Below are 18022 nucleotides of genomic sequence, written 5' to 3' on the forward strand. Positions count from 1 at the left end.
TACCTGGTCAACAGCCTTGGGGAGTTCACATGAAGAACGGCCTTTCCACCGAAGCACGAATCATGGCCGGTCTAGCGCGGCTAGTGCAGAAGAAGCCTGAGCATCCAGCGAATGTTGCAAAGCTGTTAGCAGGGCAACGCCTTGTCTCCGTCAAGGGTGTTGAAAGGGAATCAGGGGTAAGCCGGTCCAATTTTGGCTCTGCCAGTTCTCGCTATGCCGACCAATGGGAGGCAATTAGGGAGGCATCGAAGGCGGAAGCCAATCGGGGCTTCAGCGTACAGCTACTTGAAGAGAAGGCGGAGAGTCGCCGGCTGAGACGACTACTTCATCTGACGCAGGTGCACAATGCGTCACTCCAGCTTCGGCTTAGCAGGCTGAAGGCTCGATCGGAAGAGGACGATACGGTTACGCCTTTCCGCGTCAATCGTCGGACTCGGAAGCGGTAGCCTCCCTTAGATGCCTGAGTATAGATTGGCTCTGCACAACCCGACGCTCCGCAATGGAGCGCCCGGATCTAACGCCATCCAGTCTCTTCTCCTCGGCAACAATCGCCTGGTTCTCCTTCATGCGACGTTGCCAGAAATCCCGGTGTTCAGGAAGAATCAAGCAACAGCGGCATGAGGCACACAACGTAGGGGATCGAACCCCAAAGTCTGGTTGACGCCAACCTGTCAGCAAGTCCGCATGCGGATTGCAGGCAGACTCAGCCGGAAGGATGTTGATCAGGCAGCTGGCGTAGGTCCCCGTCCACATCTCAAAGCCCGAAATTTTGACGAGCGCTAGTGCCTTGTCTATGGCGGTATCGCCATCCATGCTGTTGATCGAGCTTGCCAGCTCACTTGCATGCTTGGCGATTAGCTTCTTCGCAGGGCCAGCCGCCACAGCATGACCTGTCATGACCTCAAGGAAGAATTGCGCTGCCTCCAGCGTCCGCTCTCCCTGCAGGTCTTCAAGCAGTGCTGCATCGCTTCCAATGTAGCCCGACTCGGTGATTCGCTCGCTCATATGGCGGTAGTGATCGCGAAGCGCACCGAGCAGCGCAGGCTTTGTCCTGTAGATGTAGTGGGCAAACGTTTTCCTCCAGCGAAGAGGCCGAATGCTCCTAGTTCTATGCCATGCATCCTGTGCGCTCAGCCCGTACTTTGACACTAGTAGCTCAGCTGCAAACTCTCTCTGCAATGCAGCGATGCGCATTGCCGTGAACCGACCCAGATGCTTCGCATGCGAAGGCAATGACTTGGCTTCGGAGAAGCTGAGCAGAAGGTCTTTGGTTCCTTCACCCTTGAGCCGTCTCCATGGCTCAAGCACACGACACAGCGCCTCAAGCGCCGCTATTGGTATGGGTTCATAGTCCGTACCGCAGGGCCTCAGACCTGCGGTCCAGGCGTGATCAGTCTTCTTCCCCTTTGCCGACACCCCATTGATCATGAAGATGTCCATCAGTCCGTCAGATGACTGATGGATCGTGACGATGCCATCAAGCGGGTCGTTCACATGACTGATCTTTAGGCCAATCAGCTCATGCGATCTCAGGCCAACGCACCCCTGGATGCATATTGTGGCCGCGGCAATGGTGTTCATGACGAGCCGGCGCACGCTCTGCACTGTGCTAACTTCAACTACTGCTCCTTCCTCATCGACTCTTGTCCGTGGATGAAGCGGTGTGTGCCATGGCAGGCCCGTATCGGGCACGATGGCCATTTTGTAGTCGCGAAGTTCCTCGCTGAGCTGCTCGAAAGCTTTCACCCTCGCTGGTCCTCTTTCAGGCATCTGAGACCTTCTCTGGAGGAAGTGGTTCTGGATCTTAATCACATCATCAAGACCATAGCGAATCCATTCCCAAGCTCTGCTTAGCAACGGAACGGCAACGTCATCTGGTATTGGTGCCAGCCCGCCCCCCTTCTTCAGACCCAGGTCAATCTCGACTACTCGATTGGCGGATTTCCCGTCGAAGGGCGGCTCTGGCAGGCAGTCGATTCCGGCTTCTTTGTACTTGGTCTTAAGCTCATAGATCTGCGCGAGCGGTCGCAGCAGCTTGTAGGCCGTTGCGTAGCTCCAGTCCCTAGGTCTCCCTTCATCGAAGCTACCTTCCAAGTACTGGCTCTCCAGGTGATCAATGAAGTCCCAGCTGTGGAGCGAGGTGAGGCTTATCAATGAGTCTATCTTTCGCCGGATCATGTAAACGGCAATCTCCCTGATGCTCATCATGGTCGCCGGAAGTGACCCAACGGAAAGCACACCATTGTCGAGGGCTGACCGCAGGTAGAAGGTCATCTGCTGATGAAGTGTTGCGTGCGCTTGATCGGTGAAGCGGCCACCTCCAGGCACCTCGAAGCTCCAGTCCAGGATGACCTTCTCGTTCTGCTGGCCCTCTATGTCTCTCGCGAAGGTCCAGTCACCGGGGGCGACCTCATCATCAGGCTTTGTGGACTTCCGAATTGTTGCCATGATCAGACTCCAGTTTGGGCTAGCTAATCGCTGTCGCTACTCGAGAGCGGGCAGCGCACTCAGCGTCACAAGGAGAGCCTGTTTTCGGTTCTCGGTTGAGTCGAGGTTGGGGATCCAGCGAGTGAGAAGGGCATCGTATGCGGGTTGGAACTTGCACCTCCAAATCCCGAGCCCCAACCGTCCTCGGGCGCATTCGTACTCTTCCTTAAGCTGAAGCGCTCTAGCAAACGCGTAAGCTTCATCGGTATCTGAGCCTGCCAGAGGACAGGATGGGCACATGCCGTAGGCGGTGCATAGGCGTCCTTCGACCTGGCCACCAATAGGGCTGTGAAAGGCATCAAGGCAGGTGAACCCTGGTGTGGCTGCGGTGGAGTCTCTGTTACTGGGCTTTGAGCGCGTGTCCACCTTCCCTTGAGAGGTAATCCATCGCTGGTGCGTGGCTATTGCACCTGCCATGTTCTCTTTACTTCGCTGCAGCATGGCCACTGTTCTGTAGTGATCCTGCCCGGTGTCTATTAATCGGTGGCCCAGGAGGTTCTTAAGCAGGACCGCATCTCCGTTTGTAGCTTTGTCAATTAACTCTGCCATTCCCATTCTGAGTGCTGATGCGCCGCAGTACGGACTTCCTTTGCTCTGGCAATACACCATGATGTAGTTGGTGATCCGAGTTGGGATGTTGTCGAGCCGTCCCGCATAGGAGTCAATGCGGAGTCCTGATACTTCGTTTCGGCCGCCTTCTGACACCGCGTGGAGGAACAGATCCCTGCTCAGGGGCTCGGCAGCGTAGTCGCGTAGAAGCATTGTCCATTCGAGCAGGAAGCTGATGATGTTGTTGACGGAGAGCGAGTTGTCACTAGTGTTTGCGGCCCACTGGATGATACTGCTAGTACCCGGCCGGCCCCTGGAACCTCCACGACGTTTCACTGACTGCAAGTGGATCCTTCTAGCTCCCAGCACCTCCACAAACTGAATACCGCCTAGTTCCAGACAGTTCAGTACTTGACCATTCCACCCCGTATGCGAAAGGAGCAACAGATAGAGTGGCGTCAGCTCACCTCCGAGCGGGTACGCGAGGTTCCGATAGGCTTGGTACGTCCTGTATTCTTTGCTCCAGCTGCCGGCATTCCTACCGAGATTCATTGGTGCGGGGAAGCTGCCTTTGTTGTCGAAGAGCACGCGAGCCACTTGCGCCTCAGGGCTATTGATCCGCACGTGCTTGCCAGCTTTCAGGTCTGATAGTGCTTTTCGCACAGTTGCCAGCCTAGGCCAGACCTCCTTCATAAGTCGCACGCAGTCCTTCGCGGCGACTAGGAGTGTCTCGGTCATGCCATCCGCATCCAAAGTCTTTGAAGCTGAGCTGCTTTTTGTTCTAGCAACCGAGTACCGCGGGACCTCAATGTGACTCCACCGGCTGTCGAGGCGAATGAGTTCTGGCACCAAGAGCACGATTGCCTTCAGGTAGTTGGTTCTGGTGCTCTCGCTTAGGATCTTGTTGGTTATGGGATCAGGCTTATCAAGATCTTGCTTTATTTGAGTGATGAAGTTTGCTGGCACCTCATCGGGCGTGCTAAAGCGCGTTTCTTGGCCCCGAAAGTACTTTAGTGCCGCCTGCTTGAAGTTTCCCGCAGCGGAGTACCTGCCAGCCTGCTGCTTGTCTGCTTGTGTGTTGGCAAATGCCGTTGCGAGGGAAACACACAGGGGGCCAATGGCTAGCCAACTTGAGAGATTGACCTTAGTACTTGATCCGTCTCTGTTCTCGAAGTGAACTTCCAGCACTCCGGGTGCTCTTTTGAACCACCAGTTCTTCTTCTCACCCGGTACATCTGGTTGCTTTGCTGGTCGAATCCTCTTCTTGCGTCGGTCCATCATTGAGCCTCTCCCAAGTGGACTTAGGTGCCAGGATGCGCTTTAGGCTGACCGAGCTGCATGTGAGGCCTTTGCTCGTTGAGCATCCGGATGCGCTCGCGAATCTTGCTTTCGTATGTCACAGCACTATTCAGATAGATATTTTCGGTGGTCTCTACCGAAGCATGTCCGAGGATGGAGGCAATGTACTTGCTCGGTTGCGTGTCGCCGCTGAGCCTGCGGCTGATGTACTTGATGATTGCGAACGTGTGCCGAAGCGCATGAACTGTGATTGCCTCTGCTACAGCCATCCTGTAGTAGGCATTGTTCTCGAGTTTTGCCAGCTTCATTAGGAACCGTTCACGCCCTTGGGCAAAGTGACGATCGAATGTCTGCTCGGACACGCGGCTGCCGATGCATCGTGCATTTCCGATCTCGTGCACGAACACGTGGCCATGATCGGGTTCAGACGTCAGCCCTTGCCTTCTTGCCATTGCAAGCTGTCGCGTTGTTCTGACGTACAGGCTGAGCGCGCTAAGCAGCCAGACAGGAAATGGGACGTTTCTCGCCTTGTTCCCCTTGCCCACGATCACTACTGGAAGCTCCGACACCGGGTCCAGCTGATCGAGCGGCATGGTCTCAATAGCAGAGAGCCCTAGATTGCAGACTTCGGCGCGCCTTAGGCCCGTATGTAGGCAGACCTCAGCCATGAGTCGGTCAGTGGTTGCGCCCTCGCAGAGCACGACTGTTTGATCAATGATCTCCTTCACAGGAGGCCCCAACTCCTCAAGCAAGAGGTCCAAGGTTTGAGGGTCAAGCGCAGTGATAAGCAGGTTGCTGCCTGATCCAGAGATATCTGCGTCAATGTCGAGATAGGTGATCTTCCCGCGTTTGGTGTCTCGCTCGGCGGTAGGGATCACGTTCTTCAGATATCCATGCCGTAGGCAGTAGAGGATGAACTTCGTGAGCGTCGACCAGCGTCGATTGACCGTGCTCGCGGCCAGGTTCTTTCCTGTTGCTGCCGACTTGGAGTGACAGAGATCTGTGGCGTAGCCCCTCAAGTGTGCGGATGAGATATCGGCCACCTTGATGCCCGAGGCGTCCAAGTAGTGATGGAAGTCGGCCATGTCGGCCAGGATGGTTGGCGCGGTGTTCCTTCCCCCCTTCAGGCACGGCGTCGCCGCCCTAGTTAGATAGGTGGCACACATGAAGTCGAACGCCGGCTCTATGACTCTCCCGTCAGTTCGGCTGGTCAAGAAGCAAAAGTGATTCGGCAAAGGAGTACCCCAAAGTCCCCCTTTTGAAGCAGGACTCTTCCCCTCGTTGTTCCTGACCACCCGGATTTCTGCGTCGTAGGCCTTCATGGGCGCGGAACGTAGCACTCCCAGTTCGGAATGCAAGCGCGTGAGCCTACTGGTACGCCCTACATGCGAATGTCCTTCATTTGCATTTATTTCGCAAATTTTTCATGCGCTTAGAGCGTACCTTTGAGTATGGAAATTTTTGCTAAGAAGACTCCCTATTCATAATGAATAGGCATTCCATTGCGCAAACTTTTGCTTCTTTGCGCTGACCGCGGCGATTGCTGTGGGACTGCCCACGACGCTGCAGGGCAGGCGTCGTGGGCACTACTTCTTGTGCCGTTGTTATCCCGAGGCCTCGTTCGAGGTTGGCCCATAGTTCGGTCAGGCGGTCAGCGTCGCTGAATCGCCTCTGATACTTCCACAGGCCAACGTGCTGTGTGGATGATCCTCGCCTCCTGTAGATTCTCTTGAAGGATCTCGCGCTTGGTCAGCTGTGACACTTCTTCCCACTCATTTCTAAAAATGTAGGTCGCGTTCCCGGCTTCTGGACTCTCAAAAACAAATCTGCGCTTGCGCGTGAATCCGAAGACGATGTAGTCGCTGAACCCACCAAGCCCGACTGCCAGAAAGTCAGGCTCGTGCCGTGTGATGGTTCGTATGCGCTCCGTGGCTGTCTCTCGATCGGTATCCGACAGCTGTTCCAGATAGCCTTCCAAGACCTCCATGGCCCTTGCGAACGGAAAGGCGCCAGGTGGAAGAATCCGCCAGTTGATCTTTTGAATCCTTAGAGGTACAGCAAGTTGAGGGTCAACGATGTCAAAACGAGGAAAGCACTCCAAGTAGAGGTTGAGCAAATTTACGATTGCTTCTTCCGGCTCTGCTCGATCAACTAACCTCGTTGCCATGGCGATGCCGCCGGCAGACTTCACTGCGGTGAGGTACTCCCCAGGAGGGGCGAGATGCTCTCTGGGATAGGTGTCATAGGATCTTGTCTGTGTCCCGTGATGGGTGTGCCCGTGCCAGTCCTTCCATGACGTGTTGATCATGCGAGACTTGCTGATCATAGGAAGGTCCCTTCTTATGATCTCTCTTCCGCGGGCATTGAACAGCGTCGCGGGGCCTTGGGCACTCGGCACGATGGAAGCGCCTTCTGGAGGAACTTTCTCAAACCCCAGAAGCAATGCTTCTTGCTTTGTAATCGGTGAGCTGAGCAGTCGAAACTGCTGTAGCCGTTCAATCGGGGCTCGATAGATGGATAGCGATCTGACTTGCTTTGGCATGTTCTATTCCTGCGATTGTAAAGAAATAGAAGAGCAGTGGGCGCGCGTCTGAATTGTTCCATTGACTCCGAACTACAACTCACTGCATGGGTTCATGTATCGAATGGCTATTCGTCCAAGCTTACGGGATTGCTGTGTGCACACAGGGGCATCGATCGTTCGAAAAGCTGGCCGTTTGACTATCGTCAGGCGTCCCCCGGCCAGAATTTGTACTTGCTTGGCCACATGATGTTCACTTCTGCCTGAAGAAAGCGGAGCAGTTCTGTCTTGATGCCTCTTGGCTCATCTGTGCGATAGGACAGTTGCATGAACCAGATGTATGCGTCTGCTAACTGAAGGAGGCGGGAGTGGTGTGACTGCGCGAAGTGCACGGTATCTATCAGGTGATCAATGTCCTGGCCATAGGCATAAGGCGTTCCGTTCTGTCGGTACCGGGCAAGGCTGCTGACCGATCTTTCGACAACACCCCCGTGTTCAAGGTCCCCAATCATCAGACCCAGCTCTTGGCGACCGCGGCACAACTGGTTGACTTTCTCAATCAAGAACATGAATGCCATTGCCTCGTAGTCGACGCTGTCCGCAATCCTGGAAACCTCCATACGCACCACAACCCTGAAAACATCCTGTGGACGATCCATCAGCTGAGCAAGGCGCTTCAGGACATCTAGTCGCCTGCCCGGGTCTCGCCACCGTCTGAAATTTCGATTGCCTGAGCAGATGTCCGTAGCATGGAACTCTGTCGACTGTGTGAGGTCGTAGGTGCGGAAGCACTCGTGGGCCAGTTCAGCAAGACTAAGCTCAACTTCTGGGATCACCTCTTGCCTGATGGCCAAGCCTCCTAGCCAGTAGTACGGCTGCCCATCAGGGTTTGGCTTGACCTCATCAAAATAGAAAATCAACATCGTTGACAATCCTTTGATCGACTCGTTGGCTGTGTCGTCCGCTAGGTACTCTCTAATTGCTTCTCTCGCAGAGGAGTTTTAAAAGACACGCATAGGAATTCTGCTGGGTTGCTCCCGAGTTCAGCTCAGACTCCGCGGCTATGGCCAGATGCGGGGGTCAACTGATGCCGAACTCATGTGACCGAGTCACTTAATATCCTTTCGTAGTACTTGTCCATCGGACGATGATTTGGTGCTTTCTTAGGTTATCTGCGGTCTGGCTCCAAGATAGAATGCAATCCCTTCAACTAGGGGAATCAAACAGGGGAGGACGGGGCGTCTTCCTCCCGGGCGAATGTACGTTCTTCTATCAGAAGCCCCCGCTGTTAGGCCACGATAACTTAGACCTGAGCTTCGTTTGGCGCAGCCTTTAACGTGGGCTCCAGTCGCTTCGGAATCTTCCAAGATCTCGCCCTGCGCCACTTCATTCCCAGGCACAGTTGATTCAGTTTTCCTCTGAATGCCCATAGCATCACGACGATTGGAACCACTGTCCCTGCCGCCGTTCCCAAGATTCCCAGAGCTGTATCAGGTGGAGAAGTCAGCTTATGAACGAGCAGTACGGTTCCGAGGGGAAGCAACGTCCAGTAGCCAAAGCGGACGCAGAACACTTGCCTCTTAACCGCATTGAACTCCGGACCAGATGACTTCTTTCTAGCAATCTTATCCGCAAGCCGCTCCGCCACGCGTAGCGCTGCTTCTTGCTTCTGGTTTTTTTCACGCAGCGCATCCAACTCATCTTGCAGAACGCGCGCGTCTTGCTGTTCTTTGCTGCGCTCACGCTTAGCCTGCTCAGCGAGCTTGACTTGCTCTGTCAGCGCAAGGTGCTCATCCGCAGCGCGGGCTACCAAGTCGTCCTCAAACAAGAATGCAAGGTCTACACCGTCCTTACCCACCTCTTCAGGCGACACCTTAATAGACTTAAGCCTGGCCAGAGCGCGGGCTATTTCCTCTTTGCGGGCTTCGCCAACAGACTTGTCGGTAATTTCTGCTCGAAGGCGATCATACTCCTCTCCAATACGCGCCCCTAACTGGGAGGACAGCACCACGCGCGTTCTGTTGACAATGGTGAAGGCTATCGGAGTAGCTTGGTTCGGTCCGAAAGCCTTGCCAAGTTTGGACCATAGCCATGTAGTAATGAACTCAAGATCAGTTGAGTATGGTATGAATCGATCCGTGTTTAGATACAGGTTCGACATAAAACTAGACTGGCGCATAGCATTTTTACCGGAGACTATGATTGCGCCGATACTCTCCACGGGCGGCTCATTCCGCCCCTTACGCAAGTAATTAATTTTGGAGAACTTTGAAAGAATCTGACCCGCCGAATCTTCATCCCATCCCAGTTCTCTTGCTACCTCGGCTCTCGAATCGACGCTCTCGATGTTGAATCCGTGATTATCCAAGTAGCCGCGTTCCTCATCCTTTTCGATTCCGAGTTGTTCCAGACGGATCCAGAAGGCCTCTTCTTTATCAAGCACATCAGCCCGCGAGCCACATCCAGAGACGATGTTTACCATTGCGTCCCGGGTCGGATTGAGGCGCTCTTTCTTGTCTACGATGGCTCTAGCAGATCCAAAGTACTTCTCGATCTCGACGCGAGTTTCGTCAAAGTACCGAAATTTGATTTTTCCTGGGGAGCTTTTAACCGGCTTCCGATTGACATCCCTTACCAAGTTGTAAAGGTCCAGGAAGATGTCACGTCGCATCTGACCGTGGAGTCCTGCAGCGCTAAAGATAACCTCTGTGTCTAGATAGATCAGTAGGTCGTTGTTTAGCGTCGCTCCGCTACCATCAGCGTTGTACCTTAGCCCTTCGTAGATGATGAGCCCTTGCTTAGTCTGCTCAAGTACGTCTAGGTCTGCTTGCTCTTTGATGCCCAGAATGAACAAGCCAATGTGGGTAGCATTAGCACTGGGCCTCGTGTTTCCCTTTACATACTCATAGAAGTCATGAACGAGCAAATCCCGATCTTTTTGACCAAGCGGAGCGTCGGAGAGTGCCTCGACATATCTCACCAACTTCTGGGTAAGCGCGTCCTGGGTTTTCTGCGCGTGCCGGAACTGGGCTTCGATTTCAGGGGGAGCTTCAAATTGTTCCGTCAGCTGAAACTGATTGCGCCCCACCCCGGTCGAGCAGAACGAGTTCTTAAGCTTTTTCCGAATGCAGTTTCGGATAACTGCTTCTGGAATATCAAAGCCAAAATCTCCGTTCATTGTTTTGGCGAGCGTTCTAGTGTCGAACACTTGGATATTATTTAGATGTATTGACGCTGTAATGAATCTCGCAAGAATATCTTGCTGATCCATGTTGTCATTGTGGAGGCTGCGAAAAAGGGCAGCTGACGCAAGAAGCAGATTTCCTTCCATAATGCTCTTAGAGATTTCATCCATAATTCGCTCCTTCCAGTGGTACTAGTAGGTCGCGCCCAGTCTCGAGTCCGCCTCTCGACTTCGTTACTGTAGCGTTCAGAATGCGAGCTGAACAGTCCTTTCTCGTATACCCCGCCGGCAATGGCATTTGCCATCGGCAAGTCTTTTTGCCCATGCGGTAGCTTTCCTGATTGATCGATCAGGCTTTCACAGTAGTCAGTGCGTCAGGTGCTTGATGCTCACCTCCGCTCGCGCGAGGCGGCAACCCTGCAATAGCTCGACACAAGCGTCATGCCACGGCTAGTTCGAGAGCCTTTGGTCGTTGAGCAATGAGGCAGGTGCAGCTGGAGAGACTGGGTGCTCTTTCAGATCAAGTCGCTAATGTAGCTGGCAGAATTTAAGTGGACCGACAATCTCTGTTGAGGTTCAGCTTCGTTCCCGTATTCAATGGATTAGCCACCCTAGAGAACCGTGTTATTGCCGCTGCTTTCGATTGTGATACCGCGAGCAGCGGGTTGAAGGCGAGCAGGCCGCGACAGTGATTTGATCAGCGGTAGTGCCGCTCGTTTGCGTGCTTCCCACACGCCATGCAGGTCCTGTGAAGGCTGTATCTGCCGCTTTTTTCGGCGCCCAGTGGTCCCCCGCAGTAGGGACAGATCGGCCCTCTGCCTAGTTCCGCTTGGCGACACCGATGGAATGTCCACAGACCATGAATGAGGGCAAATGCCAGCCCCGCGGTTGGTAGCCACATGACTACTTGATGGAACCCCTTGGTCACGGTGTTGTCGCCAAGGGGATGCACGACTATCGCGAATGCGAAGGAGAGAGTCGCCACCAGGCCGACGGGGTAGTAGAGGCGTATCAGCTTCAGCCAGCTCATTACCATTCTCTCGGTGTAATTGTTTCCGAGAAAGCTAGCTTTTGCTCATCTCACAGCTTGAGACAGCTTGCCCACCCACTTGGAGTGGACTCCATCTTACTTCTCAGAACAGTTGGCCCTGGGGCGACAGCTCTCTGGGGGGCTGAAAGAGTTGGGTGTTAAGGGGAGGGAGCTTTGCGAATCCCAAGCTTCTGTGCACCTTCTTGAATCTTTGGGAAAGTAGATCTGCAAAGGGGCCCGTACCTCGCATTCTGGTACCGAATGCGGCGTCGTACTCTTTGCCACCATGCAGCTGGCGCATGAGGCTGAGAACGTGTTCTGCCCGGTCCGGATAGTGCAGTTCCAGCCACTCTTTCCAGATGTCCTTGATCTCGTTGGGTAGTCGCAGCAGCACGTAGCCTGCAGCCCGCGCTCCATGGGCGTGCGCTTCTTGGAGGATCGCCTCGAGTTCGTGGTCAGTGATGCGGGGGATGACAGGAGCCACCAGTACACCAACAGGCACGCCGGCCTTATGGAGTGTCTCCATCGCCCTTAGCCGTGCGTGCGGAGCAGCAGCTCGTGGCTCGAGCTTTGCTGATAGCTTTCGATCAAGTGTGGTCACTGAGAAGTACACCGTGACCAGGCGGTCCTTAGCCATGGCCGCGAGTAGATCGATGTCACGAGTGATCAATGCACTCTTGGTCACGAAGCTCACGGGGTGGCGCGTTTCGGCCAGAAGCTCAAGGCATTGGCGAGTAATTTGGTAACTCCTTTCGATGGGCTGGTACCCATCCGTGTTGATGCCCAGGGCAATGGCGGCGCATTGGTAGTTGGGCCGACTAAGCTCATTGCGCAACCGCTCTGCGGCGTTGATTTTCGCAAAGAGCTTGGTCTCAAAATCCAGCCCTGGCGATAGGCTGAGGTAGCTGTGGGAGGGTCGGGCGAAGCAGTAGACGCATCCGTGCTCGCATCCCCTATAGGGATTGACCGACGCACTGAATCCAACGTCCGGGGAGTTGTTGCGGCTGATGACAGTCCTGGCGCGTTCTTCGGTCACCTGGGTTCTCAGCCGCGGCAACTCCTGCAGGTCTTCGTAGATCGATTCCCAGCCATCATCGACGCCGACTGTTGTCGTCGCATCGAAGCGGCTTGGCACGCGTGAGGCGGAGCCTCGGCCTTTGATAGGTACTTGGGCCTTTCGAGCATCCTGTTCCATGCCGCCCTCGGCCCCAAGTGAGTGGTTAGTATTATTGCTAACCACAGGGACTGCAAGGTGCGGGGATTCAGCTGGCTGTAGGCCTCTTGCTTCATCGCGACGTGTTGTATTCCCAACCTTATCCACAGGGCGGTTGCGGCTGGGCAACCATCAGTCCCGTTGGCTAGCAAGCGCTTTGGCTTCGGCCAGGAAGGTCTGCATCAGGCCCCGCGATCGACGGGTAGCTGCTGGGAGCACAATTCCCAGTTGGGCACACAGCGAGACTGCGTATGCCATCTGCGCTCCTGTCGGGGGCTTGATGTCCCAGTCGGTGAGTTCTGGGATGAGCCTCGAGAGTTCCTCCGCTAGACGGTACTCAAAGCTTCTCGACTGGCCTTCGTCTTCTTGCATTCGGCGAACCTGGCTGATCACTTGTTCCCTTCCTAAAGGAGAAAAGGGCAGCTCTAGAGTGAATTCCAGTTCCGGGCATACGAGATAGAAATTCATGGGAGTTCAGATCAGTACTTATAAGTAGACTACCTTTAGAGGCGTAGTCTTTAAAGTACTGGAACCACAAGCTTGGTCGTATGGTCGAACATACGCATCAGGCAGTCCTGGCCGACGTCATCCGGGCGAGTCGCGTCGCTCTTGGATTCAGTCAGGAAGGCTTTGCAGACCATATCCAGATGCACCGGGCTTACTACAGCAAGATTGAGCGTGGCGAGAAGAATGTCACTCTCGCCACACTTGAACGGGTGGCCAATGGCCTCGAGAAGACCATGTCTGAGTTGCTGGCAGAGGCAGGCCTCTAGAACGTTTCTCCCTAACTCTCACAGTCTCCGATCGACCAACCTTGGCGGAATGACGCTCTCTGTTCGATTTTCGAAGATTTGGCCGCGAGAGTGTTCACTATTTCCTTCGCAAGTTACTGATTGGGAAGCACTTTCCCAGTGAACACTTATGGGAAATTCAGACCATGCTCACAGCCGCGATACGGATTCACCGACTGGCTGAAGCCGACGTCCGGCGAAGTGTTGCGGGTGATGATGCTGCGCGCGGTCTCGGCGCGCACCTCGGTGCGCAGGCGCGGCGCGAGGAACTCCTCGCTCTCATCGACCGCCCAGCCGTCGTCCACCGCCTCGCTGACGGTGCTTTCGAAGCGTCCGGCGAGGTGGGACGTGGAACCTCGGCCCTTGATCGCAATACCCATTGCGGCAGCGTACGCCGTGGCCGTCTCAATGGCTGCGACGGCTGTCTGAAGGGTTCAGGGCAAGTCTGAGCCGAGCGTGGGCTCGGCTCTACAGTGGATACGGATACCTTGTAGAGCCGAGCCTACGCTCGGCTGCAATGCATCAAAGCAGCGCCAGGTACCCGCGCACGGTGGCATCCAGCCCGTCATACAGTGCCTCGCCGATCAGCGCGTGGCCAATCGACACCTCCAGCACGTCCGGCACGTGGCCCAGGAAATCGCGCAGGTTGTCCTGCGACAGGTCATGGCCGGCGTTGACGCCCAGGCCCACCGCCTGCGCCCGCCGCGCCGCAGTGGCGAACAGTTCGAGCATTGCCGCAGCGTCGCCCGCCGCATGCGCCTCTGCGTAGGGGCCGGTGTACAACTCGATGCGGTCGGCACCGACCTCGGCGGCCTGCTCCAGCGACGGGTTGCCCGCATCCACGAACAGGCTGACCCGGCAGCCCATCGCCTTCAGTTGGGCAATCAACGGGCGCAAGCGCTCGGCGTCGCGTTCGAAGTCGAAACCGTGGTCGGAGGTGATCTGGCCATCGCCGTCGGGCACCAGGGTGGCCTGCGCCGGACGGGTCTGTTCGCACAGCGGCAGCAGCCCCGGGTACCCCTCGCGCGGCGGCGCAAATGGATTGCCCTCGATGTTGAATTCCACGCCACGCGCGCGGGTCAACGTGGACAGGGCCAGCACGTCCTCGGCGGTGATGTGGCGGCGGTCCGGCCGCGGATGCACGGTGATGCCATGCGCGCCGGCATCCAGGCAGGCCTGGGCGGCGCGCACCACGTCCGGTTCGGCACCGCCGCGCGAATTGCGCAGGACGGCGATCTTGTTGACGTTGACGCTGAGCTGGGTCATGGAACGGAACTACTTGGAAAGAGGGGACGGATCGTTGTCGTTGGCGTCATCGTTGCGGCGCGCCTGGGCCTGCTCGCGCAGGCGGCGCAGTTCCTCGGCATCGATCAGGGTGGCCGGGTCGCGCTGCAGGTCGCCGAAACGGGCCACGTAACGACCGCGTACCCAGGCCAGCAGGAAGCCGAGCGCAGCCAGCAGGCACAGGGTCATCAACCCCGCGCTTGGGGTCTTCAGCGCGAAGGCAAAGCAGCCCAGCGCCAGCAGCAGGTACAACCAGTACATAGTCGGGCTCCCCGGATGATCGCCGCAGTGTAGCGCTGCGTCAGAGCAGCGGCGAGGCCAGCCGGGCGAAGGCCTCGGGCAGGCGGTGCAGCCACAGCGAGCGCCCGGCCTGGTCATGCACCCGCGTGGCGCGATCGAATTCACCCTGCAGCAGCTCGGCCAGGGCTGCCACGCGGTCCCGGTCGCTGATCATCATCGACAGCTCGAAGTTCAGGCGGAAGCTGCGGTGGTCGAAGTTGGCACTGCCGACAATGCAGACGTCGTCGTCGGCGATGAACGCCTTGGTGTGCAGCATGCGCGGGCCGTACTCGTAGATCTTCACGCCGGCATGCAACAGTTCGTCGAAGTACGAGCGCGCGGCCTGGGTCACGAACCAGGAATCGCTCATTTTCGGTACCAGCAGGCGCACGTCCAGGCCGCCCAGCGCGGCCGAAGTCAGCGCCATCCGTGCCGCTTCACCCGGCACGAAATAGGGCGTCACCAGCCACACCCGCTCGTGCGCTTCCTGGATGGCGGCGACGTGCAGCCGGTGGATCGTCTCCCAGCCTGAATCCGGGCCGGACACCAATACCTGCGCGTTGATCGCGCCATCCCCGCGCAGCGGCATATCGGCCGGCCACAAGCGGGCGATATCCATCCGCGAGGGTTCCTGGCCACTGGCGTAGAGCCAGTCCTCGGCGAACACCAGCTGCAGACTGCGCACCACATGACCGCGGATGCGCATGTGCAGGTCGCGATAAGCGTCGGGCCTGCGGCTTTCGTCTTCCTCGTCGGTGATGTTGATGCCGCCAGTGAAGGCCAGGCGGCCATCGACAATCACCAGCTTGCGGTGCGTGCGCAGGTTCAGCCACGGGCGCTTGAACGGTTTCAGCAGCTGCCGTGGGTGGAACCAGATCGCTTCACCGCCGGCGTCGAGCAGGGGCTGCAGGAAACGGCGGGGCAGGGCGGATGAGCCCACCGCATCCAGCAGCAGGCGCACCTGCACACCGGCACGTGCGCGCTCGACCAGGGCATCGCGCAGGGCGGTGCCTGCGTGATCCGGATTGAAGATGTAGTACTCCAGATGGATGTGATCGTGCGCCTGTGCAACGGCTTCCAGCAAGGCCGCGTAGGTCGCCGCACCGTCCACCAGCCAGGTCACTTCGGTGGCACTGCTTGGGGCCAGTCCGGTCGTTGCCTGGGCAACCTTGGCCAGTTCGGTGCAGTCCGAATCGGGCGGGCAGACATCGCTGTAGTGCTCCATGCCCGAGCGTGCACGGCCACGACGCAGCCGTTGCCGCTTCACCTTCTGCGGGCCCAGCAGGTAGTAGATGAAGAGCCCGAGATAGGGGAGCAGTGCCAACGAAAGGATCCAGCTCAGCGTGGCCACCGGCTCGCGCTTCTGCAGCATGATCCAGCCCGCCAGCGCGAACAGGTACAGCAGGTAAGCCACCGCCAGGATCGTGCCGAGGTGGGCGATACCGTCGAGCCAATGGCGCAGGGAATCGAAGAGGGCAAGCATGCGCCGATCATAGCGGCGCATGCTGCCGGATGGGGTCAGATCCCTTTTCCGAAGGAAAGGCGTTCTGACCTCATCCCATGTGCCAGGACGAGGACAAAAAAAAACGCCCCTGTCTCCAGGGGCGTCTGCAGTCGCGTCATGACTGTTGTGTTGCGGTGTCGCGTTTACTGCTGCACAAAACCGATCTTCTTCATCTGAGCATTCTTCGCGGCGGCCAGAACCTTGGCCATCACGTCGTACTCGGAATCCGGGCTGGCGTCGATGCGCAGTTCCGGCTGGTTGGTCGGGTCACGCTGGACCTCCTGCTCCATCCGCTGCTGCAGCTCGCTGGTATTGATCGGGCTGTTGTTCCACGAGACCTGGTTGCTGGCGTCGATCTTCAGTTCGATCGGCGGCGGCGGTTCGACCAGCTGCGGCGGTGGGTTGAGCACGCGCTGCGGCAGGTCCACGGCGATCGGGTACGTCATGATCGGCGCGGTCACGATGAAGATGATCAGCAGAACCAGCATCACGTCCACGAGGGGCGTGACGTTGATGTCTGCCATGGGGCCCTTGCCACCACCACTACTGAATGCCATGGCTTATTGCCCCTTTTCTTTGGTCGCAACGAAGCCGACGTCCAGCATGCCCTGTTCCTGCGCCACCTTGGTCAGGTCGTTGATGACGCGCATCTTGGTGGTGCGGTCACCACGCAGGTTCAGCGGCGGCTGCGGGGTCTGCTGTGCGGCGGTCGCCAAGCGGGACTCGAGAGTCTGCTTGTTGATTTCTTCGTCGTTCCAGTAGATCGAGCCGTCTTCCTTGACTGCCAGCGTGATCGGGTTCGGACGCTTTTCAGCATCTTCCGGCTTCTGGATCAGGTTGGCTTCCGGCAGATCCACCTTGACCTTGTGGGACATCAGGGGCGCCGTGATGATGAAGATGATCAGCAGCACCAGCATCACGTCCACGAGGGGCGTAACGTTGATGTCGGCCATGGGGCCGCCGCTGTTACCACTACTGAAAGCCATAACGGGCTCCGTCTAGATCTTGGTGACTACTTACTTCGTCGCTGGGTGACGCGCGCCGCAATTAGCGGACGCGCGAACCGGTGGCGAAGAAGTCGTGCAGGTCGTGCGCGAAGGTATCGAACTTGCTGATGGTCGCGCTGTTGATCTTGCTGAAGAAGTTGAAGGCGAACACGGCCGGGATTGCGACGAACAGACCGATCGCGGTCATGATCAGCGCTTCACCCACCGGGCCGGCAACGGCGTCGATCGAAGCGGAGCCGGTGGCACCGATCTTGATCAGCGCGCCGTAGATGCCCCACACGGTACCCAGCAGACCGACGAACGGAGCGGTCGCGCCGACGGTGGCCAGCAGGGTCATGCCCGACTGCAGCTTGTTGCTTTCGCGGGTGACGGCCTGACGCAGAGCGCGGTCGACGAACTCCGAACGGCTCAGGTTCTCACCGACGCCGCCGGTAGCACCGCCTTCAGCGCGCTGGTGGTGGGCGGCTGCCTGGGCAGCGTCCAGGGCGATCTTCGAGAACGGCTCCGAAGCCGGCTGCTCTTCCATCGCACGGATGGCGTCCTGCGCGTTCGGGGTGTCCCAGAACAGGCTGACGACGCGATCAGCGGCGCTCTTCAGGCGGGTGGCACGGAAGATGTTGATGACGGTCCAGTACCAGGACATGGCCGACATGGCGATCAGGGTCAGCAGCACGACCCAGGAAACCGCGAAATCACCCGGCTTGGTGGTCATTTCGTGGATCAGGTGCTCGAAGCCCATCTGCGACAGGGCGTTGGACGGATTGCCCCCGGCAGCAGCGGCGATGAAAATTTCCTGCAGCATGACGCTTACCTTTGTTGTGTGTGGTGATAAAGGGTGTAGCTAAGCTAAACAATCGAACCGGGAGCGGGGGTG

Annotated in this window: 15 protein-coding genes and 1 pseudogene; 1 reads left to right on the forward strand and 15 read right to left on the reverse strand. The window is 57.2% G+C overall.

The window, feature by feature from the left end; all coding sequences use genetic code 11:
* Window positions 1–420: 420 nt before the first annotated feature.
* The 8 genes from AC5P74_RS11415 to AC5P74_RS11450 all read right to left on the reverse strand — a co-directional run bounded on the left by AC5P74_RS11415 (window position 421) and on the right by AC5P74_RS11450 (window position 12751).
* Window positions 421–2448 (reverse strand): site-specific integrase, encoded by a 2028-nt coding sequence (locus tag AC5P74_RS11415; protein ID WP_495204930.1) that lies wholly within the window; start codon window positions 2446–2448, stop codon window positions 421–423.
* A 36-nt stretch (window positions 2449–2484) separates the two neighbouring features.
* Complete coding sequence (locus tag AC5P74_RS11420) at window positions 2485–4314, reverse strand: hypothetical protein (RefSeq protein WP_495204931.1); 1830 nt, start codon at window positions 4312–4314, stop codon at window positions 2485–2487.
* A gap of 23 nt (window positions 4315–4337) precedes the next feature.
* Window positions 4338–5657 (reverse strand): tyrosine-type recombinase/integrase, encoded by a 1320-nt coding sequence (locus tag AC5P74_RS11425; RefSeq protein WP_495204932.1) that lies wholly within the window; start codon window positions 5655–5657, stop codon window positions 4338–4340.
* A gap of 329 nt (window positions 5658–5986) precedes the next feature.
* Window positions 5987–6877, reverse strand: a complete 891-nt coding sequence (locus AC5P74_RS11430; protein ID WP_495204933.1) for a hypothetical protein — start codon at window positions 6875–6877, stop codon at window positions 5987–5989.
* A gap of 185 nt (window positions 6878–7062) precedes the next feature.
* Window positions 7063–7779 (reverse strand): DUF3800 domain-containing protein, encoded by a 717-nt coding sequence (locus AC5P74_RS11435; RefSeq protein ID WP_495204934.1) that lies wholly within the window; start codon window positions 7777–7779, stop codon window positions 7063–7065.
* 380 nt (window positions 7780–8159) lie between these two features.
* Entirely contained in the window at window positions 8160–10211 is a 2052-nt protein-coding gene (locus AC5P74_RS11440; protein ID WP_495204935.1) for a hypothetical protein, read from the reverse strand.
* Window positions 10212–11173: 962 nt separating this feature from the next.
* Entirely contained in the window at window positions 11174–12265 is a 1092-nt protein-coding gene (locus AC5P74_RS11445) for a PA0069 family radical SAM protein (protein ID WP_495204936.1), read from the reverse strand.
* A 150-nt stretch (window positions 12266–12415) separates the two neighbouring features.
* A complete protein-coding gene (locus AC5P74_RS11450) occupies window positions 12416–12751 on the reverse strand; it encodes a hypothetical protein (RefSeq protein ID WP_141098939.1) in 336 nt (111 codons plus the stop codon).
* A gap of 80 nt (window positions 12752–12831) precedes the next feature.
* Between AC5P74_RS11450 and AC5P74_RS11455 the strand changes: the two genes are divergently transcribed.
* Window positions 12832–13056, forward strand: a complete 225-nt coding sequence (locus tag AC5P74_RS11455) for a helix-turn-helix domain-containing protein (protein WP_049408452.1) — start codon at window positions 12832–12834, stop codon at window positions 13054–13056.
* Between the two features lie 152 nt (window positions 13057–13208).
* Here the strand turns inward: AC5P74_RS11455 and AC5P74_RS11460 are convergent.
* The 7 genes and pseudogenes from AC5P74_RS11460 to exbB all read right to left on the reverse strand — a co-directional run.
* Window positions 13209–13454 (reverse strand): annotated as a pseudogene (locus AC5P74_RS11460) (radical SAM protein); the annotation flags it as partial.
* A 142-nt stretch (window positions 13455–13596) separates the two neighbouring features.
* Complete coding sequence (locus AC5P74_RS11465) at window positions 13597–14340, reverse strand: pyridoxine 5'-phosphate synthase (RefSeq protein WP_005421190.1); 744 nt, start codon at window positions 14338–14340, stop codon at window positions 13597–13599.
* Window positions 14341–14349: 9 nt separating this feature from the next.
* Window positions 14350–14619, reverse strand: a complete 270-nt coding sequence (locus tag AC5P74_RS11470) for a hypothetical protein (RefSeq protein ID WP_005421192.1) — start codon at window positions 14617–14619, stop codon at window positions 14350–14352.
* A gap of 40 nt (window positions 14620–14659) precedes the next feature.
* The gene (cls, locus tag AC5P74_RS11475) at window positions 14660–16120 is read right to left on the reverse strand and encodes a cardiolipin synthase (protein WP_005421195.1); all 1461 of its coding nucleotides are present in this window, start codon (window positions 16118–16120) and stop codon (window positions 14660–14662) included.
* Window positions 16121–16284: 164 nt separating this feature from the next.
* Window positions 16285–16698 carry an ExbD/TolR family protein gene (locus AC5P74_RS11480; protein WP_005411740.1) on the reverse strand — a complete coding sequence of 138 codons (414 nt, stop codon included), beginning with the start codon at window positions 16696–16698 and terminating at the stop codon, window positions 16285–16287.
* A gap of 3 nt (window positions 16699–16701) precedes the next feature.
* Window positions 16702–17127, reverse strand: a complete 426-nt coding sequence (locus AC5P74_RS11485; RefSeq protein ID WP_005421196.1) for an ExbD/TolR family protein — start codon at window positions 17125–17127, stop codon at window positions 16702–16704.
* A 61-nt stretch (window positions 17128–17188) separates the two neighbouring features.
* Entirely contained in the window at window positions 17189–17950 is a 762-nt protein-coding gene (gene exbB, locus AC5P74_RS11490; protein WP_005411738.1) for a TonB-system energizer ExbB, read from the reverse strand.
* Between the last annotated feature and the right edge of the window lie 72 nt (window positions 17951–18022).

Source organism: Stenotrophomonas sp. YJH_SMC_94-11 (genome assembly GCF_059370435.1).